At 66.7% G+C, this 21,445-nt stretch carries 20 protein-coding genes and 2 tRNA genes; 12 read left to right on the forward strand and 10 right to left on the reverse strand.

The window, feature by feature from the left end; all coding sequences use genetic code 11:
* Positions 1-186 precede the first annotated feature (186 nt).
* Positions 187-274, reverse strand: a tRNA-Ser gene (locus tag ACZ9BC_RS19905).
* A gap of 107 nt (positions 275-381) precedes the next feature.
* On the opposite strand from ACZ9BC_RS19905, the gene ACZ9BC_RS19910 reads away from it, so the two are divergent.
* The 9 genes from ACZ9BC_RS19910 (at position 382) to ACZ9BC_RS19950 (ending at position 10,461) form a co-directional block, all read left to right on the forward strand.
* On the forward strand, positions 382-1,365 hold the full coding sequence (locus ACZ9BC_RS19910; RefSeq protein WP_275729452.1) for an NAD(P)H-quinone oxidoreductase: 984 nt from the start codon (positions 382-384) through the stop codon (positions 1,363-1,365).
* Between the two features lie 117 nt (positions 1,366-1,482).
* Positions 1,483-2,091 (forward strand): PadR family transcriptional regulator, encoded by a 609-nt coding sequence (locus ACZ9BC_RS19915; protein ID WP_476247437.1) that lies wholly within the window; start codon positions 1,483-1,485, stop codon positions 2,089-2,091.
* Positions 2,088-2,825: an ABC transporter ATP-binding protein gene (locus ACZ9BC_RS19920; RefSeq protein WP_079598295.1), complete on the forward strand. Its 738-nt coding sequence runs from the start codon at positions 2,088-2,090 to the stop codon at positions 2,823-2,825. Before ACZ9BC_RS19915 ends, ACZ9BC_RS19920 begins: the two co-directional genes overlap by 4 nt.
* On the forward strand, positions 2,825-5,686 hold the full coding sequence (locus ACZ9BC_RS19925; protein ID WP_476247438.1) for an ABC transporter permease family protein: 2,862 nt from the start codon (positions 2,825-2,827) through the stop codon (positions 5,684-5,686). Before ACZ9BC_RS19920 ends, ACZ9BC_RS19925 begins: the two co-directional genes overlap by 1 nt.
* Before the next feature lie 153 nt (positions 5,687-5,839).
* Positions 5,840-8,140 carry a carbon starvation CstA family protein gene (locus tag ACZ9BC_RS19930; protein WP_476247439.1) on the forward strand — a complete coding sequence of 767 codons (2,301 nt, stop codon included), beginning with the start codon at positions 5,840-5,842 and terminating at the stop codon, positions 8,138-8,140.
* Positions 8,140-8,343: a YbdD/YjiX family protein gene (locus ACZ9BC_RS19935; RefSeq protein WP_476247440.1), complete on the forward strand. Its 204-nt coding sequence runs from the start codon at positions 8,140-8,142 to the stop codon at positions 8,341-8,343. Before ACZ9BC_RS19930 ends, ACZ9BC_RS19935 begins: the two co-directional genes overlap by 1 nt.
* A gap of 77 nt (positions 8,344-8,420) precedes the next feature.
* Positions 8,421-9,047: a bacterial proteasome activator family protein gene (locus ACZ9BC_RS19940; protein WP_476247441.1), complete on the forward strand. Its 627-nt coding sequence runs from the start codon at positions 8,421-8,423 to the stop codon at positions 9,045-9,047.
* Between the two features lie 7 nt (positions 9,048-9,054).
* The gene (locus ACZ9BC_RS19945) at positions 9,055-9,504 is read left to right on the forward strand and encodes a hypothetical protein (protein ID WP_476247442.1); all 450 of its coding nucleotides are present in this window, start codon (positions 9,055-9,057) and stop codon (positions 9,502-9,504) included.
* Positions 9,505-9,615: 111 nt separating this feature from the next.
* Entirely contained in the window at positions 9,616-10,461 is an 846-nt protein-coding gene (locus tag ACZ9BC_RS19950) for an aldo/keto reductase (RefSeq protein WP_476247443.1), read from the forward strand.
* 106 nt (positions 10,462-10,567) lie between these two features.
* On the opposite strand, the gene ACZ9BC_RS19955 is transcribed toward ACZ9BC_RS19950, so the two are convergent.
* From ACZ9BC_RS19955 to tmk, 8 genes are all read right to left on the reverse strand, one after another.
* Entirely contained in the window at positions 10,568-10,753 is a 186-nt protein-coding gene (locus ACZ9BC_RS19955; protein WP_275725069.1) for a hypothetical protein, read from the reverse strand.
* 38 nt (positions 10,754-10,791) lie between these two features.
* Entirely contained in the window at positions 10,792-11,787 is a 996-nt protein-coding gene (locus ACZ9BC_RS19960) for a hypothetical protein (RefSeq protein ID WP_476247444.1), read from the reverse strand.
* 144 nt (positions 11,788-11,931) lie between these two features.
* Positions 11,932-12,414, reverse strand: a complete 483-nt coding sequence (locus ACZ9BC_RS19965) for a hypothetical protein (protein ID WP_476247445.1) — start codon at positions 12,412-12,414, stop codon at positions 11,932-11,934.
* Between the two features lie 58 nt (positions 12,415-12,472).
* Positions 12,473-14,086: a phospholipase D family protein gene (locus ACZ9BC_RS19970; RefSeq protein ID WP_476247446.1), complete on the reverse strand. Its 1,614-nt coding sequence runs from the start codon at positions 14,084-14,086 to the stop codon at positions 12,473-12,475.
* A 220-nt stretch (positions 14,087-14,306) separates the two neighbouring features.
* A tRNA-Thr gene (locus tag ACZ9BC_RS19975) sits at positions 14,307-14,379 on the reverse strand.
* A gap of 105 nt (positions 14,380-14,484) precedes the next feature.
* A complete protein-coding gene (locus ACZ9BC_RS19980) occupies positions 14,485-16,050 on the reverse strand; it encodes an alpha/beta hydrolase (protein ID WP_476247447.1) in 1,566 nt (521 codons plus the stop codon).
* A gap of 20 nt (positions 16,051-16,070) precedes the next feature.
* Positions 16,071-17,213 (reverse strand): DNA polymerase III subunit delta', encoded by a 1,143-nt coding sequence (locus ACZ9BC_RS19985; protein WP_476247448.1) that lies wholly within the window; start codon positions 17,211-17,213, stop codon positions 16,071-16,073.
* Positions 17,210-17,908, reverse strand: coding sequence for a dTMP kinase (tmk, locus tag ACZ9BC_RS19990; protein WP_476247449.1), 699 nt, complete (start codon positions 17,906-17,908; stop codon positions 17,210-17,212). Before tmk ends, ACZ9BC_RS19985 begins: the two co-directional genes overlap by 4 nt.
* A 120-nt stretch (positions 17,909-18,028) precedes the next feature.
* Between tmk and ACZ9BC_RS19995 the strand changes: the two genes are divergently transcribed.
* A complete protein-coding gene (locus tag ACZ9BC_RS19995) occupies positions 18,029-19,219 on the forward strand; it encodes a trans-sulfuration enzyme family protein (RefSeq protein WP_476247450.1) in 1,191 nt (396 codons plus the stop codon).
* A 9-nt stretch (positions 19,220-19,228) separates the two neighbouring features.
* On the forward strand, positions 19,229-19,582 hold the full coding sequence (locus ACZ9BC_RS20000) for a DUF2516 family protein (protein WP_115525938.1): 354 nt from the start codon (positions 19,229-19,231) through the stop codon (positions 19,580-19,582).
* 37 nt (positions 19,583-19,619) lie between these two features.
* Here the strand turns inward: ACZ9BC_RS20000 and ACZ9BC_RS20005 are convergent, their stop codons facing one another.
* A complete protein-coding gene (locus ACZ9BC_RS20005) occupies positions 19,620-20,465 on the reverse strand; it encodes a class I SAM-dependent methyltransferase (protein ID WP_275725058.1) in 846 nt (281 codons plus the stop codon).
* A 97-nt stretch (positions 20,466-20,562) separates the two neighbouring features.
* On the opposite strand from ACZ9BC_RS20005, the gene ACZ9BC_RS20010 reads away from it, so the two are divergent.
* The gene (locus ACZ9BC_RS20010) at positions 20,563-21,309 is read left to right on the forward strand and encodes a phosphoglyceromutase (protein ID WP_476247451.1); all 747 of its coding nucleotides are present in this window, start codon (positions 20,563-20,565) and stop codon (positions 21,307-21,309) included.
* Positions 21,310-21,445 lie beyond the last annotated feature (136 nt).

The raw sequence follows: 21,445 nt of genomic DNA on the forward strand, positions 1-21,445 counted from the left end.
CGTCGGTAGTTTCCAGAAAAGGAGTGTGCCGCGGATAAGTCCAAAGAATTTACGGGGCGGCAACAAGCGGTCGGAAAAGGTGTGGCTGGCCCGGCGGAATCGATGCGCCTCACCCGAGGGACAAGGCCAGGCTTAAAACAAAGGACCCCTGCCGGCCAGCATGCTGGCGGACAGGGGTCTTCTTTGCGGAAGGTAAGAGATTCGAACTCTTGGTACGGGGTTACCGCACACTAGTTTTCAAGACTAGCTCCTTCGGCCGCTCGGACAACCTTCCTCAACTAGTAGTGTTTCATAGGCACTTGCCTGCAACAAAACAGAGCCCGGAAGGCTGCCGGTGCACACTGGTTGCAGCCAGTATTCAGTCAGGAACGGAAGTGGTTTATGAAAGCCGTCTACATATCGGAACCGGGCGGCCCGGAAGCCCTCGAGGTCCGCGAGGTGGAGGCGCCGGTGCCGGGCCCCGGCGAGGTGCTGATCGACGTGGTTGCCGCCGGCCTGAACCGCGCGGACGTGCAGCAGCGGCGGGGCTTTTACCCGCCGCCTCCCGGCGCGTCGGACATCCCGGGCTTGGAGGTTTCCGGCCGGATCGCCGGCTTTGGCCCGGGGGTTACCAAGGCATTCTCGCTGGGCGACAAGGTGGTGGCGCTGCTGGCCGGCGGCGGCTATGCACAGCAGGTGGCGGTCCCGGCAGAGCAGGTGCTGCGCGTGCCCGACGGCGTTGACCTGGTGACCGCCGCTTCGCTGCCGGAGGTTTCCGCCACGGTTTATTCCAACCTGATCATGACGGCCCAGCTGCAGCCGGGGGAGACGGTCCTCATCCACGGTGCAACCGGCGGAATCGGCACCATGGCCATCCAGCTCGCCAAGGCTTTCGGCGCCAAGGTGGCCACCACGGCAGGCACTGATGAGAAAGTCAGCACCGCGAAAGCCTTCCTGGGCGCGGACATTGCCATCAACTACGCCGAGGAGGATTTTCCGGAAAGCCTCCGCCGGCAGAACGGCGGAAAAGGCGCGGACGTGATCCTCGACGTCGTCGGAGCCAAGTACCTCCAGCAGAATGTGGATGCCCTGGCAGACTACGGCCGCCTGGTGGTCATCGGCCTGCAGGGCGGCACCAAGGGGGAACTGGACCTGGGGCAACTCCTGAAGAAGCGCGCCGCAGTGGTGGCCACGGCGCTCCGGCCCCGGCCCGTCGAGGAAAAGGGCGCCATCATGAACGCGGTCAGGGACGCCGTATGGCCGCTGGTCACTGACGGGCGGATCCGCCCCCTGGTGGCAAAGACGTTCCCGCTGGACCAGGTGCAGGCCGCGCACCGTTACTTCGACAGCGGGGACCATGTAGGCAAGATCCTCCTCCTGATGTAGGCACTAGATACTCAGTATTGTGCTGTGGCGCCGGCTCGGCTAGGCTTCGAGGCATACGCGGTATGCACGGGTCTTGGGGGTCCGTGCATACCGGCGGTAACCAGCCGAAGGAGCAGCATGTCCATCCGTCACAGCCTCCTCGCCCTGTTGCAGGACCAGCCGCGTTACGGCTACCAGCTGCGGGTCGAGTTCGAAAACCGGACCGGCGCCACCTGGCCGCTCAACATCGGGCAGGTGTACACCACGTTGGACCGGCTCGAGCGGGACGGCCTTGTTGCCAAGGAGGGCGACGACGGCGAGGGCCACGTGGTGTACAGCATCACGGCTGCGGGCAAGGCGGAGGTGCAGAGCTGGTTCGCGGCGCCGGTGGAGCGAACCAACCCGCCGCGGAATGAGCTCGCCATCAAGCTCGCGCTCGCCGTCACCCTCCCGGGGGTGGACGTCCAGGGGATCATCCAGGCCCAGCGGGTGGCGTCAATCAGGTCGCTGCAGGACTACACCAAGGCCCGCAGGGACACGGCGGCCAGCCAGCGCAGCGGTGATACCGCATGGCTGCTGGTCCTTGACTCCCTGATCTTTCAAACGGAAGCGGAGGTCCGCTGGCTGGACCTCTGCGAGGCCCGGATGGTACAGCAGGCGCAGTCAGCCGGCACGGGTGCGGCACGCAAAACGTCCAACGGGGTCACGGAAGACGTCACCCCGCTCAACGCGGACAGCCGCCGGTGAGCGTCCGGGGGCCGCAGCAGGTCCTGGAACTCGCCAAGGTCAGCAGGACGTTTGGGGAAGGCGCGACGGCGGTGGCCGCGCTTCGGGACGTGGACCTTGCCATCAGCGCAGGCGAGTTTGTTGCGGTCATGGGACCGTCGGGCTCGGGAAAGTCCTCGCTCCTTGCCCTGGCCGGGGGACTGGACCGGCCGACGTCGGGCGCAGTCTTTGTGGAGTCAACCCCCCTGGCCGCGTTGGGTCTCAATGAGCTGGCCCGCCTGCGCCGGCGTGCGGTGGGATACGTTTTCCAGGACTTCAACCTGGTTCCCACGCTGACCGCCGCCGAAAACGTGGCGCTGCCCCTGGAACTGGACGGTACCGCTTCAAAGAAGGCCCAGAGGCAGGCGGCGGATGCCCTCCGCCAGGTGGGGATTCCGGAACTCGCGGACCGCTTCATGGACCAGATGTCCGGTGGCCAGCAGCAGCGGGTGGCCATCGCGCGGGCCGTGGTGGGGAAGCGGCGCCTGATCCTCGCCGATGAGCCAACGGGCGCACTGGATTCGACCACCGGCCAGGGAGTTATGGAGGTGCTGCGCTCGCGGGCTGATGCGGGCGCGGCCGTCATGCTGGTCACCCACGAAGCGAGGCACGCGGCCTGGGCCGACCGCGTGGTGTTCCTCCGCGACGGGCGGATCGTGGACCAGGCAACCGCCATGCACGATCCTGCACTGCTGCTCTCGCAGGCCGGCCACTGATGCCCCTGGACCTCACTGCGGCGCCGGGAGGGCGCCGGAGCAGTTTCCGGGTTGCCCTGCGGATGGCCCGGCGGGACATCCGGCGGCACCGGGGACGGTCGTTCCTGATCGTGCTGCTGATCATGCTGCCGGTGGCCGGAATGACCGGGGCTGCCACGTTGTACCAGAGCTCGCAGCGCACGCCGGAGGAGATCGTCCGGTACGAACTGGGCAACGCGCAGGCGCGGTTCAGTGCCTTGGCGTCGGTCAACGCCGAATCAATCCAGGACCCGCTGAACGACGTCGTGGTGGCGTCCAGCACAGGGAACGCGGACCCCGACTTCATCGCCACGCCGCCTGAAGAATTGCTTCCGGAAGGCTACGAGGTGCTGCCGATGCGCCAACTGCAGCTCACCACCACCGTTGGGGAAGCGCTGGTGTCGCTGAACGGTGTGCAGGTGGACGCGCTGAATCCCGCGTTCACAGGCAAGTTCACCCTCCTCGATGGCCGCGCTCCCGAATCCAGCCAGGAAGTCCTGGTGTCGCGCGGGCTGCTGGAACGCTTCCACCTGGACTTCGGCGAGGAATTTACGACGTCGGCAGGAACGTTTGTGCCGGTGGGCACCCTTCGTGACGCGGACGCCTCCGACAACAACAGCTTCCTTTACGTTCAGCCCGGTCAAGTAGCGCCTGCTGTCCTGGGCCGGGAGCGTGAGCTGCCCCAGTCGGTGTCCTACTACCTGGTGGGATCGGAGCCCGTCACCTGGCAGCAGGTCAGGGAGGCGAACCGCCAGGGTGTCGCGGTGCTGTCCCGCAGCGTGGTGCTTAATCCACCGCCCCTGGACCAGCGGGTGGTCAGTGGTGCACAGCCCAGGTACCAGTCGACGGAAACGCTGACCCTCTACGCTTCCTTCGGCCTGCTCGGAGCCCTTGCCCTCCTGGAGGTTGGCCTGCTTGCCGGCGCGGCCTTCGCGGTGGGCGCCAAGAGGCAAGTGCGGGAACTCGCGCTGTTGGCTGCATCCGGGGCTGAGACGCCGACTGTCCGGGCTGTCGTAACGGCGGCCGGCTTGTGGCTCGGGGCCATTGCCGTCGTGGCAGGCGCAGGCCTGGGAGTCGGGGCGGCAGCAGTCGTCGTGCTCTGGGTCCGGGCTACAGGCTCCGCCCGGCTGGCAGGAGTGCACCCGGACATACTGCTGACGTCGGTTGCAATGCTCATGGGGCTGGCCGCCTGCATCCTCGCCGCGGTGGCTCCTGCCGGACAGGTAGCCCGCCAGGCGGTGCTCGGTGCCCTCAAGTCCGGGCGCGCTCCCGCAGGAAAGGGAAAGCGGACGAGTATCACAGGGGCGGTGCTGCTGGTGACGGCGGTTGGGCTGCTGGCCGCCGGCTGGCTGCTGGGCCAGTCAGCGAAGGACCCGGACCGGCAGGCAGAACAGCTTCCACTGGTGGCCACGCTGCTGATCGGCGGGGCAGTGCTGGCCGTGGCCGCGCTGGTGCTGCTGACTGGCTGGCTGACCGTCCGCCTGACATCCCGGACGCAATGGTTGTCCCTGCCCCTCAGGATGGCGGCCCGGGACTCGGCCCGAAACCGCGGACGGACCGTGCCGGCAGTGGCAGCTGTACTGGCTGCGGCCACGCTGGCCAGCGCCGGCCTGGTGCTGTCGGCCACCCAGCAGACCTGGATGCGGGACAACCATTGGTGGAGTGCCCTGGAAAACCAGGCGCGCCTTCCGTTGGTGATGGACGCCCCGGTCCCCGCGGACGGCAGCCGCCAGCCGCCGATGAAAGTGGACCCGGCTGAGCTCTCATCCCGCGTCGGGAAGGCGGTCGGCGCAGTTGCCTGGACCAGGGTCATCACGGCGCCGGCACCGATTGACTGCGAATTTGGCCCCGAGGTGGACATGACGGTCCCCGTGCGGACAGAAGATTCGAACTGCATCCTCTATTCCCTGGCTGTCCCGGAGGAGCATGAATGTCCGATGACGCCGCAGCGGAGGGTTGTGGACCCCGAAGACTGGCGCTGCCGCGGCTCCATGATCCGTGAGTCCGGTTCGCCGAGGGGAATCGTGGTGGGAGGTGCGGAGGACATCCGGATGATGCTGGGCGCGGAAGCAGGCGCCGAAGCCCTTCGGGTGCTGGATGCCGGTGGCATGGTGGTGACCAATCCGGTCTTTGTCCAGGACGGAAAAGTTGTGCTGCAGGGACAGGACGTCCGCACCCAGCTGCAGTCGCCGTCGGACGGCTCGATGGTCCACCGGACGGTCAGCAGCACCTCCTTGCCCGCGACGGCAGTGGAACCACGTGAAGCCGTGCCTTACTACGGCTTTGTTTCGCCGGAGACAGCGGAACGCTTGGACCTGCGGGCTGAACCGGCCGAGCTGCTGGTCCAGCTGGACAGGCGGCCGTCAGCCGCCGAAGCTGACGCGGCGGCCGCGGCAGTGGCAGCTGTTTACAAGCAGCCAGGTGCCGGGTTCTGGGCGGAGCCGGGAGTCTCACAGGACAACCAGTGGATGTTCTGGTTGATCGTGGCTGCCAGCGCACTGATAACGCTCAGCGCCGCCGGCATCACCACCGGCCTGGCACTGGCTGACGCGCGGAACGACCATGTGACCCTCGCCGGCGTGGGGGCTTCACCCCGTCTTCGCAAGGGGCTCGCCGCGGCGCAGGCACTGCTCACCTCCGGCCTTGGGGCCGCTCTCGGTACCATCGCCGGGGCGGTGCCGGCAGTGCTTATTGTGGCCTCGACGGACATGCGGACAGCCGTGGAGATCCCCTGGCTGCACCTGCTGACGCTCGTGCTGGCCGTCCCGCTCACGGGATCGGCGCTCGCGTGGATCTGTACGCGGGCTGTGCTCCCGATGTCCCGCCGAGGGCTGGTTGGTTAGGGCAGAACCACACACCGGCGGGGTCGTTCGGCGCCCCGTGGCTGCCGTTCGCCGCACCGGCCGGCGGCGGGCGGCAGAACCCATCCCCATCTGGAACAGGCGTTGGTAAGGTGCCTTAGTAAGGGGAGACCTGCACCCACTCAAGGAGGAGACATGGCCGGAACGCCTGATGATCGGAACGGTTCATTCCGGAGGGAGGGTGCTGTGGCCACAGATTCGGCCCTTCCCCCTGCCGCCGTGGATGAGAATGCCCGGGAGGCAGAGGAGAGGAAGTGGACGCCCGGCAAAATCGCCTTGTGGGCCGCCATTGCCCTGCTCGGCGGCGTGGCGTGGTTCATGCTCGCCATCATCCGCGGGGAGACCGTCAATGCGATCTGGTTCGTGTTCGCATCGGTGTGCACCTACCTGATCGGCTACCGTTTCTATTCCAAGGTGATCGAGCGGTACATCACCCGGCCGGATGACCGCCGGGCCACCCCGGCCGAATACAAGGCCGACGGCAAGGACTATGTCCGGACGGACCGCAACGTCCTGTTCGGCCACCACTTTGCCGCCATCGCCGGCGCCGGGCCCCTGGTTGGCCCCGTGCTTGCAGCCCAGATGGGCTACCTTCCCGGCACCATCTGGATCATCATCGGCGTCGTTCTCGCCGGTGCCGTGCAGGACTACCTGGTCATGTTCTTCTCGATGCGCCGGGGCGGACGTTCCCTGGGCCAGATGGCCCGCGAGGAACTCGGCGTCATCGGCGGCACTGCGGCCCTCATCGCCACCCTGCTCATCATGGTGATCATCGTCGCCATCCTCGCGCTCGTCGTCGTCAATGCCCTGGGTGAAAGCCCGTGGGGCGTGTTCTCCGTCAGCCTGACCATCCCCATCGCCCTGTTCATGGGCATCTACCTTCGCTACCTCCGGCCCGGCAAGGTGATGGAGGTTTCACTGATCGGTTTCGTGCTGCTGATGGCGGCCATCATCGGCGGCGGCATCGTGGCAGAAACCCCGTGGGGCGCGGACATCTTCAGCCTGGACAAGGTGACCATCGCCTGGGGCCTGATCGTGTACGGCTTCATCGCCGCTATCCTGCCCGTGTGGCTGCTCCTGGCACCCCGGGACTACCTCTCCACATTCATGAAAATCGGCGTGATCGTGATGCTCGCGCTGGCCATCATCGTTGTCCGCCCGGAAATCACCGTGCCGGCCTTCAGCGAATTCGCCAGCAGGGACAACGGGCCCGTGTTCCCCGGATCCCTCTTCCCCTTCCTCTTCGTGACCATCGCCTGTGGCGCGCTGTCCGGCTTCCACGCCCTCATCTCCTCCGGCACCACGCCAAAACTGGTGGAGAAGGAACGCCAGACGCGCTTCATCGGCTATGGCGGAATGCTGATGGAATCGTTCGTGGCCATCATGGCCCTGGTTGCCGCCATTTCGATTGACCGTGGCCTGTACTTCGCCATGAACTCACCCACCGCACTGACGGGCGGAACAGTGGAAACGGCCGCCACGTGGGTCAACAGCCTGGGCCTGAGCGGCGTGAACCTCACTCCGGAATTCCTGTCCCAGACGGCAGCCAACGTGGGCGAGGAAAGCATCGTCTCGCGCACCGGCGGCGCTCCCACCCTCGCTGTGGGCCTCGCACACATCATGCAGCAGTTCATTGGCGGCACCGCCATGATGGCGTTCTGGTACCACTTCGCCATCATGTTCGAAGCCCTGTTCATCCTGACGGCAGTGGACGCCGGCACGCGCGTGGCGCGGTTCATGCTGCAGGACTCCATCGGCAACTTCGTCCCCAAGTTCAAGGAAGCCTCCTGGCGGCCCGGGGCCTGGCTCTGCACGGCGATCATGGTGGGTGCCTGGGGCGCGGTACTGCTGATGGGCGTGACCGATCCGCTGGGCGGCATCAATACACTGTTCCCGCTGTTCGGCATCGCCAACCAGCTGCTGGCGGCCATCGCCCTGTCCGTGTGCCTGGCCATCGCAGCCAAGCGCGGATCCTTCAAATACCTGTGGATCGTCGCGCTGCCGCTGGCCTTCGCCGCGGTGGTCACCATCACCGCGAGCTACCAGAAGATCTTCTCCCCGACCCCCGCCGTAGGCTACTTCGCCAACAACGCCGCCTTCAGCAAGGCCCTTGCCGAGGGGAAGACCGAGTTCGGCAGCGCCAAGACCGTAGTGGCCATGGAGGCCGTGGTTCGCAATACCGCCATCCAAGGCTGGCTCTCGGTGATCTTCGTGGTCCTGAGCATCATTGTCATTGCGACGGCGTTGCTCGCCACCGTCCGGGCGTTCCGGAACAGGGCGGCCGGCGTTCCCACCAAGGACAACGAAGACCCGGCCCTCCCGTCGCGCGTCTTCGCTCCTGCTGGACTCATTCCCACCCGTGCCGAGCGTGAGCTGCTGGCGGAATGGGAAAAGGTTCCAGCCAACCTGCGCTTTGAGCGGGCAGGACACCACTGATGAGCACCGGACTTGCAGCGCTCTCCAACGGGTTCAAGGGGTTCGCACGGTATATGGGGGGCGTCATGGGTGCCGACGCCTACGCCAAATACCTCGAACACCACCGGGACGCCGGCCACAAGGAACCGCCACTCAGTGAGCGGGAGTTCTGGCGCGACCGGACGGACCGCCAGGACGCCAACCCGCAGGGCAGGTGCTGCTGATTGAGCCCGCAGCGGACAACCGTCAGGCGGCTTCATCGAGTGCCGTTCGGACGGATTCCTCGTGAGAGTATGAACGCATGAGCGATCCGAAAGACACTCAGGCACCTGAGGACCTCCCGGTAGAAGGCACCACCATCGACGACAGCCAGCCCCCGGTGCCGGCGGCCCAGCCGGACGGCACCAAGCCCAAGGGCAGCAGCCTGCAGGACCTGGTGGACGAACCAGCCAAGGTAATGCGGATCGGCACCATGATCCGCCAGCTCCTGGAGGAGGTGAAGTCCGCCCCGCTGGATGACGCAGCCCGGGGCAGGCTCGCCGAAATCCATGAGCGCTCCATCAAGGAGCTGGAAGACGGGCTGGCGCCCGAGCTGGTGGAGGAACTGGACCGGATCAGCCTTCCCTTCTCGGACGAGGCCACACCCTCCGACGCAGAGCTCCGCATTGCGCAGGCGCAGCTGGTGGGCTGGCTGGAAGGGCTGTTCCACGGCATCCAGACAGCCATCGCTGCCCAGCATGCAGCCCGCGAGCACGCAGCCGCGCAGATGCAGTTGCGCCAGCTTCCGCCTGGCACAATGATCGCCCCGGGCGTGGTGATCGGCGAGAACGGCGAGCCCCAGCGCGCTCCCGCCGGTTCCCGGCCCGGCGCTCCGGGACGCCCGGGGCAGCAGAACGACCCGGACCACGGTCCCGGACAGTATCTGTAGGTTGCGCTTGGGCTTTTTCAGCGCTTCCAGGCAGGGGCGCAAGGACGACGCGGAACTGGGGAAGGGGTTGTGGCGCAGGGCGCACGACCGCTTCCATCGGGGACTGGACCGCTTCCACCAGGTGCTCGAAGGCGTGGAGGACGACCAGCTGTACGAGGAGCTGGTGGAGATTGCCAATGAACTGGCCGCGCTCCTGGACCGGGTGAGGGCTGTCTGCGTGGAGGCACAGCGGCGGTCGCCCAGCGAGGGGCTGGACATCCCGGCTGCCCTTTCCGGAGTTCACCGGGCGTTGTCCAAGGCGGGCAATTCGCTGGCCACCACCGCTGAAGCGGCGGCGATGCTGCGGCTCGCCGTGGGGCCCGTGCCGGTAGGGGCGGCGTCCGTGCGCCGCCGTGCGGAGGCCGTTTACCAGCAGGTGTCCGACGCCGAGAGGCACCTTCATGAGGAGGCCTCCTAGGTGCACCGGCCGGAATATTCCCTGTTAAGGCGGGATATTCCCCGTTAAGCGTGTGGCTTAGCAGGGCCCGAATGCCCCGGCGCAGCGTGGATTGTTTGGCAGGATAAATCCATGACTTCTTCACCTACACTGACTTTCAATGACGGAAACACGATTCCCCAGCTCGGCTACGGCGTGTGGCAGGTTGAGGACGGAGTGGCCGAGAAGGTAGTCCGCCAGGCGTTCGAAGCCGGCTTCCGCCACATCGATACCGCAAAGATCTACGGCAACGAAGCGGGAGTGGGCCGTGCCATCGCCAGCTCCGGCCTGTCCCCGGAGCAGATCTTCATCACCACCAAACTGTGGAACGCGGACCAGGGCTACGAGTCCACCCTGGCGGCCTTCGAGGAATCGATGGACAGGCTTGGCCTGGAGACCCTGGACCTGTACCTCATCCACTGGATGCAGCCCAAGCAGGACAAGTACGTGGACACCTGGAAGGCGCTGATCGAACTCCAGAAGCGCGGCCGGGTCAAGTCCATCGGCGTTTCCAACTTCACCGCCGAAGGCCTGCAGCGTTTGATCGATGAAACAGGCGTCGTCCCGGCCATCCACCAGATCGAGCTGCACCCGCACTTCAGCCAGCGTGAGCTGCGCGAATTCGGGGCCTCGAAGGGCATCCTGACGCAGGCGTGGTCGCCGCTGGGGCAGGGCGGTGAGCTGCTCGAGGACGCAACGGTGGCGCGAATCGCCGCCAAACACCAGGCCACCCCCGCCCAGGTGGTCATCGCCTGGCACCTCGCCATCGGCAACGTGGTGATCCCCAAGTCAGTCACCGAGTCACGGATCCGTGAAAACTTCGCGGCGCTGGAGGTCTCCCTGGACGCGGAGGACGTCGAGGCCATCAACGCCCTGGACCGCACCGGTAACGGTGAAGGCCGCATCGGCCCGGACCCGGCGGTTTCTGACTTCGCGTAGGCGACGTCCTTGCCATAGGGCACCGTTGCAATAAGCGGTACGGACCCGCACTGCCTGATTGGGGCAGTGCGGGTTCCTGCTTTAAGCCGTAACCTCCCGGGGGCGGTCAGGCAGCGATCTTGATGTGCTCCACGGTGACAGCATCGATGACAGCCCAGCTGTCCTCGCCGGAGCAGTGCCTGTTGGCGAACCGCTGCGCCTCTGCCAGGGTGTCGAAAATTTCAGCCCTGGACCGGCCGCAGTCGGCATCGAAGTAGGTGACGTGAAATTCCTGTACGGGTTGGTTTTCCATAAATCCAGTGTGCAAGAGGGGTCTGACAATTCCCGGAATCAGCCCCGCGTGTTGCCCAGCCGGAGGACCCGCTCCTGCGCCAGCATGGCCGTCCGCCCGGCTTTGTCCGCTGCCCGTGCAGCCTGCTTTGCCTCGGCAGCCGTGGTGGTGAGCCGCCTGCGGGAGCGCTCCAGCTCTTCCTCCGCGGCTTTCAACCGGTCACGGAGTTCCGCTGTTTCCCGCTGCAGGGCGGCAATGTCCGTCCTGGTTTGTTCCGCTTGCTCCTGCAGTTCCCGGGCCAGTTCGTTCGTCCTTGCCTCCTCCTCCCGGGCTTCCGCCAGGGCCGCCTGGGCCTTTTCCAGCGCCGGCGGGGACGCCGGCCGGGCCGTCTGCCGGACTGCCTCAAGCCGCGGCTTGGTTGCCTGGGGCTGGGAGGGGCGCTCCGCCGTCGTGCGTTGCTTCTTGGCTGCTGTCGGCGCCGGTTTGCGGGCCGGGGTCGCCGCCGGGGCTGCGTCCGGCGGGGCCGCAGGAAGCGCCCCGGGAACCGCCACCGCCCCTTCGAGGTCGGCGGCGCCCACGCCATCCGCCGACAGGGTCTTCACAAGCCGCCCGCTGCGGACGGCAGCCGCGGCCCCGGCGTCGGCCGTCAGGGCGCGAAGCGTTTCTTCGACATCCCCGGCGATGGTTTCGCTAATGGCGCGTCCCTGCTGCTGGACCACCGACTTGGCGGTGTCGACGGCGGCGGCCAGCATGGTGCGGCGCTCCCGTCCCAGTTCGCGGAGCGACGGTGCGTCGAGTGCGGCCTGCGCGGCGCGCATCCGGGAGCCGAGATCGGCCAGGCCGTCGAGGACCTCCGGCTGGTGCAGGGCGAGCATGTTCACGGCCCAGGCCGCGACCGACGGCTTGGGAAGTCCTTTTACGGCGGCGCCCAGCTCTTTGTCCTGCCCGGCAGCTTCCTTTGCTGCAGCCGTCCGGGCCGCCACAAAGTCCTCCAAAGGCGCGGCGTACAGCCCGTTCGCGATGTCTGCCAGGGCCTGCTCTTCCATGTTCGCCATCTTAGGCGGCACCTTCATCAGTTGCCGTTTCGCCAGGCCCTGCCGGATTCGCCAGGCAGTCGTGGTGACCGGGCCTCCCGCCCCCGGGTGCGGCGAAGACCCATCTGGAAGGTAGCGGACGGGCCTTCACCTGGTCACCGCGAATCAGCTGGTGGTGCAGGAGCCGGTGCTGTGGTTGTAGCCGCCGGAGACGTTCGCCTCCACGAAGTTGGTATCCAGGACGCAGGTCAGCCCGTCCGAGTAGGACAGAACGTCTGAACCATCAACCCGCGTCACCTGTGGGTCGAGGTAGTAGGTGCCATCCGGTACCTCCACGGACGATGTGTAAACGACAAGATACCTGCGCGTCCCCTCAGACGTGTGCGACCCGCCCGGGTACGCGGTGGCATCTGAATACTCGCGGTAGCCCTGGAATATCGTGATCCCCGACGGTGTATGGACTTCGATACGGCGTTCGGTCATCGCGCTGCATGTTGTTATCTCAGGTGCCAATTCGGTGCACGTATCACGGATCGTGAATGTGGTGCCCTCGGTGCTGGCGGCCGTGGCCGGCGCGGCCACGGCGCCCATCAAGGCAGCTGCTGCTGCCCCGCAGGCCGAGAGCCGGAGCATGGTTTTTGCAGGCATGAGATTCCCCCAGTTTTTCATTGCGGCCCCAGCGGCCGCCCGCGTAGCCTAGCAGGCACTAGAACCTGGTGGTGCCGCGCAGCCGGCGGGGGCGCCCGTCCGGGTCCACGAGGAAGCGGTTTGCAGGCTCCGCCCAGAGACGCTGAAGTCGCGGTACGGGTTTTGTGGTGTGGTGCCGCACATGCCCGTCGGGACGGGGCTGGCGGCGTCCGGCTTCGTGCCAACCGTCAAGGGCGTCCGCGGCGGCGTTCCACAGTTTGAGCCCATCCTCCGGGGCGTGGAGCTGCGGGTCGTTCTGGTCCAGGCCAAGGTGTTCAGCCCAGAGCTGGCGCCGGAGCGCGTGGGCCAGCGGCCCGGAAGCGCCGGGGTCCGTGCCTGCGGCGGGCCCACCCTGGCCAGGGGAAGAGGTGTCGATGACGGCGCAGGTGAGCTCACTGTCGGTGGTCCAGGACCGGCGGTTGAAGTTGTCCGATCCGCAGGTGAACCAGGTGTCGTCGATGATGCAGATTTTGGCGTGGATATAGATCGGGGTTCCGGCCCTGTTTTCCAGATTGAACACGCCGAATCGGTCCGGCGCAGCCCGGCTTATCGTTTCGATGGCACGCAGTTGCCCCAGCCGCTTGGGCGGCCCTCCGAGCGGACCGTCGGAGTCCGGGTAGCGGGGCACGACGGCGATCACCTTCAACCCGGGGTTCTGTTCCAGGGCCGAGGCGATGCCGGCTGCCACCTCTGCCGACCACAGGTACTGGTCCTCGATGTAGATCAGGGAGCGGGCCAGGGCGAAGGCTTTTGTGTAGGCCAGGGCAACGCTTCGCTCGCCGCCAGGTGCGAACGGGAACGGCGGATGCTTCACGCCGTAGGTGCGCAGCAGCTGCACGGCGTGGGGGCCGGCCGGTGGTGGCGGCGGGGCAGTCTCCGGAAGGGGTTCGGGGTGCCGGGGCATATCGGCCAGGCGCTGCAGCAGCATCCTGTAGGGTGTGCACCGGTCCAGGGGATGGGGGTCATCCCACCGTTCCGCGAACAGCTGCAGCACATCTGCCACCACCGGGCCGTGCAGTTCGAGGGCTGCATCGTGCCACGGAGGTTGTTTCCCGTACCGGGGATCCATGTCTACCGCCTGTGGGTCTCCGCCGTGGTCGGCGTCGTCCCGGCGGCTGTGGGAAAGGTCGATTCCGCCCACGAACGCGACGTCCCGCGAAGGGTCATTACGGTTGCGGATGACGAAGAGTTTCTGGTGGTGGCAGCCGAAGAGGCGCACCCGCTGATCCAGCAGCACCTCGCCGCCGGCGTCATTGATCTGGCGGCTGAGGTGCTCGTTGGACAGGTTGCTCATGGGGGCAGACACGCGCTCCCCGTGGGACCTCCAGACCAGGCCCCGCACTTCCACCCCCGCACGTGCCAATCCCGCCAGCAACTCACCGATCGCCGGCCCGTCCGGCGTCAGCCGCTCGTCGCCATCGCCGCGCCAGTCGGTGAACCACACACGGTCTCCCGCCTGAAGGGCCGACAACTCCTCATGCAGCCGGGCGAAGTAGGTGGCGCCGTGAATCAGGGGCCGAACGAGGTTGCCCTCGGACCAGGCCGGGGAGCCGGACCCGCCCGCGTGCACGTCGGTGGCTGCATGTTCCCGCTCAGCGCCACTCAAGAACCAGGTAGCAGCAGTACTGTCCACTCTTCGTTCCCTTCGGGACCCGAGGCCGGCCATTCAGTGCCAGCCTACCCAGTAGCCTACGACTGTGGAGGGCCAAGGGTGAGGACGGTACCGGTCGGGATTCTGATGGCTTTGGGGATCGGCGGCACGCCTGACGCCCTGCCCTCGGCCAATGACGCCGCTTAACCAGCGAAAAACCCCCCAAAGCCCTAAAACTAGGGGCAATAGGGGGTTTATCCCGAGCTTCCTATCAGAATCGAACTGATGACCTTTTCATTACGAGTGAAACGCTCTACCGACTGAGCTAAGGAAGCACCGCATGAAATTCCCGGGAAAACCGGGCGCTTCATGCAAGAGTCAACTGTAATAGAGTCCCCGCGCCCGGGTCAAAATGGGACGCCCTCGAACAGCTGAGGCGTTCAGCACACCGTGTTGTCGGCCGGCACTTCGCCGCTCACCAGGTACCTGTCCACCGGATCCTCGATGCAGCTGTTGGACCGTCCGTAGGCGGTGTGGCCTTCGCCTTCCCACGTCATCAGCGTGGCATTTCCGAGCTGCTTCCGCAGCGACGCGGCCCATTCGACTGGGGTAGCGGGATCGCCGGTGGTGCCGATGACCACGATCGGGGAGTCGCCGGTGTACTCAACCGGTGCAGGCGTCCGGACGTTCTTGTAGGGCCAGTCGGAGCAGCTCGTGCCGCCGTACGCAAAAAAGTACCCCAGCGTGGGCGATTCCTGCATCAGGCGCTGCTGCTCCGCCCGCATCGCGGCGGGGTCGGACTCCATGGGGTAGTCCAGGCAGTTGATCGCGTTGAAGGCGAAGGTCGAATTGGACGAGTAGGTGCCGTTGGACGACCGGTCGGCACCAAGGTCTGCCAGGCGCAGCATCAGGCTGACGTCCCCGGTCATTGCCGCTTCCAGGGCCTGGGTCAGGGCCGGCCAGCTCTGGTCGTTGTAGAGAGGGGTGATGAGTCCGCTGACGAACATCGTGGCGTTGACGGTCCTGCCGTCCTTGGCGGTGCGCGGCGTCTGCTGCACAGCGGCGATGAGGTCGCGGATCTGCTGCACGCCGGAGTCGACGTCCCCGCTCAACGGGCACCCGTCCTGCTGCTGGCAGCTGGCAACATACGCGCGGATGGCCTTTTCAAAGGCCCGGGCCTGGCCGCTGGTCAGCTCCTCGTTGCTGATGGAAGGATCCAGGGCACCATCGAGCACCATGCGTCCCACGTTGTCCGGGAAAAGGGCAGCATACGTGGAACCCAGGAACGTCCCGTAGGAGTAGCCCAGGTAGTTCAGCTTCTTGTCGTTGACCACTGCCCGGAGGATGTCCAGGTCCTTCGCGGCACTCTGCGTATCGATATGCGCCAGCACCTCGCCGGTCTGCTCGGCGCACTGGTCCGCGATCGCCTTGTTGTCCGCCCGGGCAACTGCCAGGCCATCATCCGTTTCAAGATCGTAGATCTTTGCCCGTGCCGCGTCCCGCTCGGCATCGGTCAGGCAGGTCACCGGAGAAGAGCGCTTAACACCGCGGGGGTCGAAGCCCACCAGGTCGTAGGCGTCGCGGACCGTCTGCGAGAAGTGGGTGCCGGCCGCGTCCTTGACGAAGTCGTAACCGGAGGCGCCGGGGCCGCCGGGATTCACCAGCAGGCTCCCGGTTTTCCGGCCGGTGCTGGGAGCCCTCAGCGCGGCAATCTGGATCGACGCGCCCTCGGGATCCTCGTAATCCATGGGCACGGTCACCTTGGCGCACTGGAACTCATTTTCGCAGGGCTCCCACACCACTTCCTGCGAGTAAAACTGCTCCAGCCCGGACGGGGCAGAGGCCACGATGGAAGGATCGGCCTTGGCGGTGGCCGTCTCCTGGTTGCGGTCGCCGCCGTTAAGGAGGCTGCACGAGGCCAGCACCATGGAAAGAACCAAGGCACCGGCGGCACGGAGTCCGACCACCACGGCTCGGTGGCGTGCGGGCAGGGGGCGGGCAGTCATCGGGTCTCCTTGGAAGGGGGCTAGATCAGGCTGGCTGCCATGGACTCAATGGTCAACAGCGGGGCAACGTTGGTGGTGGTGATGCGTTCGCGGGCTTTGTTGATGGCGTCCATCCGGGCAAGGGTGGCTTCTGGAGTGGAACGGCTGGCAAACTCCTCCAATTCACTCCTCAACTCAACGTTTACCAGCTCCACAGCATTCCCGAGCTGGATAATCAGCACATCGCGGTAAAAGGACAGCAGGTCCGTCAGGGTACGGTCCAGGGAATCCGTGATGGAACGCTTCGCCCGGCGCTTCTGGTCGTCCTCCAGCTGCTTCAGCTGGCTTCGCATGGCCGGCGGGAGGGTGCCGGACTCGGGTGCACCGAGCGTGGCCAGCAGCGCGGCTTTTTCGGCGGCGTCGCGCTCCTCATTGGAGCTGTTCGCCTCGGCGGTGGCGATCTTCACCAGTTTGTCCGCCATCATGACGGCAGCGGTGACGCCCCGGAGCCCGAGCGGAAACCTCACAGTCTCCAGCCGGCGTTCCCTCGCTGCCGCATCCCTGGCCAGCCGGCGTGCGATCCCCACGTGGCTTTGCGCGGCGCGGGCGGCCCGTTCCGCGAGTTCAGGGTCCACGCCGTCGCGCTTCACCAGAAGCGCGGCAACATCAGCGGCCGGCGGCAGCCGCAACGCTACGCTGCGGCAGCGTGAGCGGATGGTGACAAGCACGTCCGCGGGGGAGGGCGCGCACAGCATCCATACCGTCCGCGGTGTGGGTTCCTCGATGGCCTTGAGCAGAACGTTGGTGGTGCGCTCCGCCATCCGGTCCGCGTCTTCCACCACGATGATGCGCCAGCGTCCCGCGGAGGGACGGTTCCCCGCAGTAGCCACCAGCTCACGTGCTTCGTCGATGGTGATGGTGACCTTTTCGGTCCGCACAAAGGTCACGTCCGAATGGGTTTCGCCCAGGATCGTCAGGCAGGCCGGGCATTCGCCGCAGCCCCGCAGGCGCACATCCTCCTGGTCACAGTTCAAAGCCGCAGCAAAGGCCTTGGCGGCATTCGAGCGCCCGGAACCCGGCGGGCCGGTGAACAGCCACGCGTGCGTCAGGCCTTCACCGCTGGACGCCTGGCGCAGCTGCTCGACGACGGCGGGCTGGCCCTGGAGGTCATCCCACACGGTCATGGGGTGCCGCCGCCGTGGTCACCTGCGGAGGGGCCGGCGCCAACGGGGGCCACCTCAGGGTTGGCCAGCAGGGCGTCCACCCGCGCGAGGATCGCCGCGGCCAGCTCGCCGACGGGCAGATGTGCGGGCAGCACGAGGTAGGAACCGGGGCGGCTGGCCGCCAGCTCAAGGAACGCTTCCCTGATCCGGCCGTGGAACTCGTCCGCCTCGGATTCCAGCCGGTCCTCGGCGGCGTCACCGGCGGTCCGGCGCTGCCGTCCCATCGCCGGGTCAACGTCCAGCAGGACGGTGAGGTGGGGCTGCAGGCCGGAGGTGGCCCACTCGTTCAGGGCCCTGACGGCGTCCTTCCCCAGATCGCGTCCGGCGCCCTGGTAGGCAACAGAGGAATCAATGTAGCGGTCCGTCAGCACAATCTCGCCGCGCTCCAGCGCCGGCCGGATCACCTGGGTGGCATGGGCAGCCCGGGACGCCGCAAAGATCAGTGCCTCTGTGTGGGCGTCAATCTCGCCGTGGCCATGGTCAAGGACCAGGGAACGCAGTTTTTCGCCGATGGGCGTCCCGCCCGGCTCGCGGGTACGCAGCACTCTCAGTCCCCGGGACTCAAGGGCGTCTGCAAGCCGGGCAGCCTGCGTCGACTTGCCGGCGCCATCGCCGCCTTCAAACGCGATGAAAAGTCCGGCCCCTTGTTTGTTCACCCCACAAGCCTACCGGCCCACTATGGACATTCTCCGATCAGGCGGGGCGCCTGTGGACAGCCCGAGTGGCCCCGGTATCGCCTTTCCGGGGCCTCTCCGGCGGACAAGTACGCTTTCACCATGAGTCTTTCCGAACAACAGGCGGCTGCCCTGTCTTCAGAAACAGTTGTGGTTGCGGCGGGACGTCCGCCGCGGGAAAGGGACCAGCCAGTCAACCCGCCCCTCGTCCTCTCCTCCACCTACTTCGGTACCGGCCCCCTGGGCCCGGGGGACCGCGGATACGGGCGGTACTCCAACCCCACCTGGGACCCCTTCGAAGAGGCGCTTGGCCAGCTGGAGGGCGCCGAACTGCCGGGCCTCCTCTACGCCTCGGGCCTTGCAGCTGTCAGTTCGGCCCTGTCGCTGATCCCAGCCGGGGGAGTGCTGGTCATGCCGACGCACAGCTACTCGGGAACCCTGGTGATGGCTGCGGAACTCGCGCAAAAGGGATTCATCGAACTCCGTATGGTTGACATCGCGGACACCGACGCGGTCAAGGAAGCGCTTGCACCCGCCGGACCCGGGGCCCGGCCTGCCGCCATGCTGTGGCTGGAGAGCCCCACCAACCCCATGCTGGGCATCGCCGATATCAAGGCACTGACGGCCGCGGCCCATGCCGCCGGAGCCATCGTGGTCACGGACAACACCTTTTCCACCCCGTTGGTGCAGCAGCCGCTGGCGATGGGGTCCGACGTCGTCCTCCATTCGGTGACCAAATACCTGGCCGGCCACTCCGACGTGGTCCTCGGGGCCCTGGTGACCTCCAACCCCGACATGCGCTCCGCACTGCTCCACAACCGGACCATCCATGGCGCCATTGCCGGTCCCTTCGAAGCATGGCTGGCACTGCGGGGCCTGCGGACGCTCGCACTCCGGGTGGAACGGTCGCAGCAGTCCGCAATGATCCTGGCGGAACGGCTCAGCACGCATCCGCGCATCGACTTCATCCGGTTCCCGGGGCTTCCCGCCGATCCGGGACACGAACGGGCCAAAGCACAGATGACGGGATTCGGGTCCATTATCTGCGTCCATATTGCACCGGTGGCGGGCCTGGACGGTGCCGAGGCTGCGGACAAGCTTGTGCGTGCCCTGGAGTTGTGGCTCCCGGCGACTTCCCTCGGCGGAGTCGAGTCCCTCATCGAGCGCAGGCGCCGGCATGTGGCGGAACCAGTCAGCGTGCCGGAGAACCTTGTCCGCATGAGTGTGGGCATCGAAAATGTCGAAGACCTCTGGGCGGACCTGAAGCAGGCGCTGGAGACGTTGGGAAGCTAGGCTTGGCTTGTGGACGGTGAACTGATTATTCGGCCTGTTGAGCAGGCAGTGTTCTTTATCCTTGCCCTGGTGGCACTGGGCCTTGAGCTGTGGGCCGTGGCCGACTGCGCCCGGCACCGTGCCAATGCCTTTGAGGCAACCGGCAAGAGGACCAAGACATTCTGGCTCGCCTTGACCGGCGGAGCCGCCCTGGTCGGTGTCATCTCAATGTTCGGCAGCGGCGGCGGTTTCTTCGGCACGCTGGGCCTCTTTGGACTGGCCGCGGTAGTCGCCGCGTCCGTGTACCTCGCCGACGTACGGCCCGCCGTGAAGGACGCCGGCCGCGGCGGCAGCCGCAACATGGGCCCCTACGGCCCCTGGTAATCCCCAACCCTGCCGGCGTGGGCCCCCACCGGCTCACTTAGGCCAGCGGCGCCACTGCTTCCCAGCCCACCGTCAGCTCCCCGAGCCGCCACCGCGCCGGTCCGTCCTGGACCGGCCAGCCGGCGTCGCGCAACGCCCGGCACATAGCCTGCCAGCGCTGCCTGTTACCAAATGACGCCAGGGGTGCTGATTCCAGCCACGCCCGGTCCATCGCCTGCATCAGGGCGTGGACGGGCTCGCCGGGAACGTTGCGGTGGATCAGCGCCTTCGGCAGCCGTTCGGCCACCTCGGACGGCAGCTCGAAGCTCCCGAACCGGACGGACACGCTGAGCGACAAGGGCCGGCTGCGGTCGAGCGCCACCCACGTCACGCGCCGCCCGATTTCATCGCAGGTGCCATCGATGAACAGTCCGTCAGCGGATAGACGGTCCTGCACCAGCCGCCAGATCCCCGCCACATCCGCCTCCTCATACTGCCGCAGCACGTTGAATGCGCGCACCAGGACCGGACGGCCCGGCACAGGAAGTTCGAAGCCGCCCACGAGGAAACTCAGTCCCGGCCGCTGGAGGGGCAGGGCAGCACGTACACGTTCCGGTTCGATCTCGATGCCGCAGACCCGGACATCGGAACGGACGGCGGACAGCCGCTCGTAAAGTTCGACGGCGGTGGCCGGGGTGGCGCCGTACCCCAGGTCCACCACCAGCGGGTCGGCAGCGGAGCGGAGGCGCCAGGCCTGCGGCCCGGTGAGCCAGCGGTCAAGACGGCGCATGCGGTTGGGATTGGTGGTGCCGCGGGTCACGTTGCCCACCGGCCGGCCCTGCCTGCCGGCCGCGTTCCGGCCGGTGATCTGCGGGGCGGTCACCCGTTCAGCCTTTTGCACCACCGCCCCACCCTATCCTTGCAGCGGTGGAAGGTGGTGCCACCGCGGGGCCTTTGTAACGCTGGGCGGGCGGCAACGGCGCTCGGCTAGGATGAAAATCATGACTTACAAGCTGATTCTGCTGCGCCACGGCCACAGCGAATGGAACGCCAAGAACCTGTTCACCGGCTGGGTGGACGTTGACCTGAACGACCAGGGCCGCGAGGAAGCAGCACGCGGTGGTGAGCTCCTGGTGGAGAACAACATCCTCCCGGACGTGCTCTACACCTCCCTCCTGAAGCGGGCCATCAACACGGCCAACATCTCCCTGGACAAGGCCGACCGCGGCTGGATCCCGGTCAAGCGCGACTGGCGCCTGAACGAACGCCACTACGGTGCCCTCCAGGGCAAGGACAAGGCACAGACGCTTGCGGAATACGGCGAGGAGCAGTTCATGGAATGGCGCCGTTCCTACGACACCCCGCCGCCGCCCCTGGATGACAACTCCGAGTTTTCCCAGGCCCACGATCCCCGTTACGCCGGACTCGGGGATGCCCTTCCCCGGACCGAGTGCCTGAAGGACGTGCTGGTCCGCCTGCTGCCGTACTGGGAATCGGACATCAAGGAAGACCTCAAAGCAGGCAAGACCGTCCTGGTCACCGCCCACGGCAACTCGCTGCGCGCGCTGGTCAAGCACCTCGATGGCATCAGCGACGAAGCCATCGCCGGCCTGAACATCCCCACCGGCATCCCGCTGGTGTACGACCTGGACGAAAACTTCGAGCCCATCAAGCGGGGCGGCACCTACCTTGACCCCGAAGCTGCCGAACAGGCCATCCTGGCCGTAGCCAACCAGGGCAAGCGGTAGGGCTTACCAAGCAAATAACGACGGCGGGGCGGGGACCCCACGTGTACGGCCCCCCCGCCGGAAACCGGCCTGGGTGCGAGCATGGGTTGGTTGGGGTGGGGGGGCCCGCCCCCCCTACACAGTAGGTTAGCATCAG

It is taken from the genome of Pseudarthrobacter sp. TE3704, assembly GCF_056279405.1.

What these genes read in the sequence shown, in the direction of transcription:
- ACZ9BC_RS19910 (WP_275729452.1), top strand. Translation starts at nt 382, where the DNA reads ATGAAAGCCGTCTACATATCGGAACCGGGCGGCCCGGAAGCCCTCGAG.
- ACZ9BC_RS19915 (WP_476247437.1), top strand. Translation starts at nt 1,483, where the DNA reads ATGTCCATCCGTCACAGCCTCCTCGCCCTGTTGCAGGACCAGCCGCGT.
- ACZ9BC_RS19925 (WP_476247438.1), top strand. Translation starts at nt 2,825, where the DNA reads ATGCCCCTGGACCTCACTGCGGCGCCGGGAGGGCGCCGGAGCAGTTTC.
- ACZ9BC_RS19930 (WP_476247439.1), top strand. Translation starts at nt 5,840, where the DNA reads ATGGCCGGAACGCCTGATGATCGGAACGGTTCATTCCGGAGGGAGGGT.
- ACZ9BC_RS19935 (WP_476247440.1), top strand. Translation starts at nt 8,140, where the DNA reads ATGAGCACCGGACTTGCAGCGCTCTCCAACGGGTTCAAGGGGTTCGCA.
- ACZ9BC_RS19940 (WP_476247441.1), top strand. Translation starts at nt 8,421, where the DNA reads ATGAGCGATCCGAAAGACACTCAGGCACCTGAGGACCTCCCGGTAGAA.
- ACZ9BC_RS19950 (WP_476247443.1), top strand. Translation starts at nt 9,616, where the DNA reads ATGACTTCTTCACCTACACTGACTTTCAATGACGGAAACACGATTCCC.
- ACZ9BC_RS19955 (WP_275725069.1), bottom strand. Translation starts at nt 10,753, where the DNA reads ATGGAAAACCAACCCGTACAGGAATTTCACGTCACCTACTTCGATGCC.
- ACZ9BC_RS19960 (WP_476247444.1), bottom strand. Translation starts at nt 11,787, where the DNA reads ATGGCGAACATGGAAGAGCAGGCCCTGGCAGACATCGCGAACGGGCTG.
- ACZ9BC_RS19965 (WP_476247445.1), bottom strand. Translation starts at nt 12,414, where the DNA reads ATGCCTGCAAAAACCATGCTCCGGCTCTCGGCCTGCGGGGCAGCAGCA.
- ACZ9BC_RS19980 (WP_476247447.1), bottom strand. Translation starts at nt 16,050, where the DNA reads ATGACTGCCCGCCCCCTGCCCGCACGCCACCGAGCCGTGGTGGTCGGA.
- ACZ9BC_RS19985 (WP_476247448.1), bottom strand. Translation starts at nt 17,213, where the DNA reads ATGACCGTGTGGGATGACCTCCAGGGCCAGCCCGCCGTCGTCGAGCAG.
- ACZ9BC_RS19995 (WP_476247450.1), top strand. Translation starts at nt 18,029, where the DNA reads ATGAGTCTTTCCGAACAACAGGCGGCTGCCCTGTCTTCAGAAACAGTT.
- ACZ9BC_RS20010 (WP_476247451.1), top strand. Translation starts at nt 20,563, where the DNA reads ATGACTTACAAGCTGATTCTGCTGCGCCACGGCCACAGCGAATGGAAC.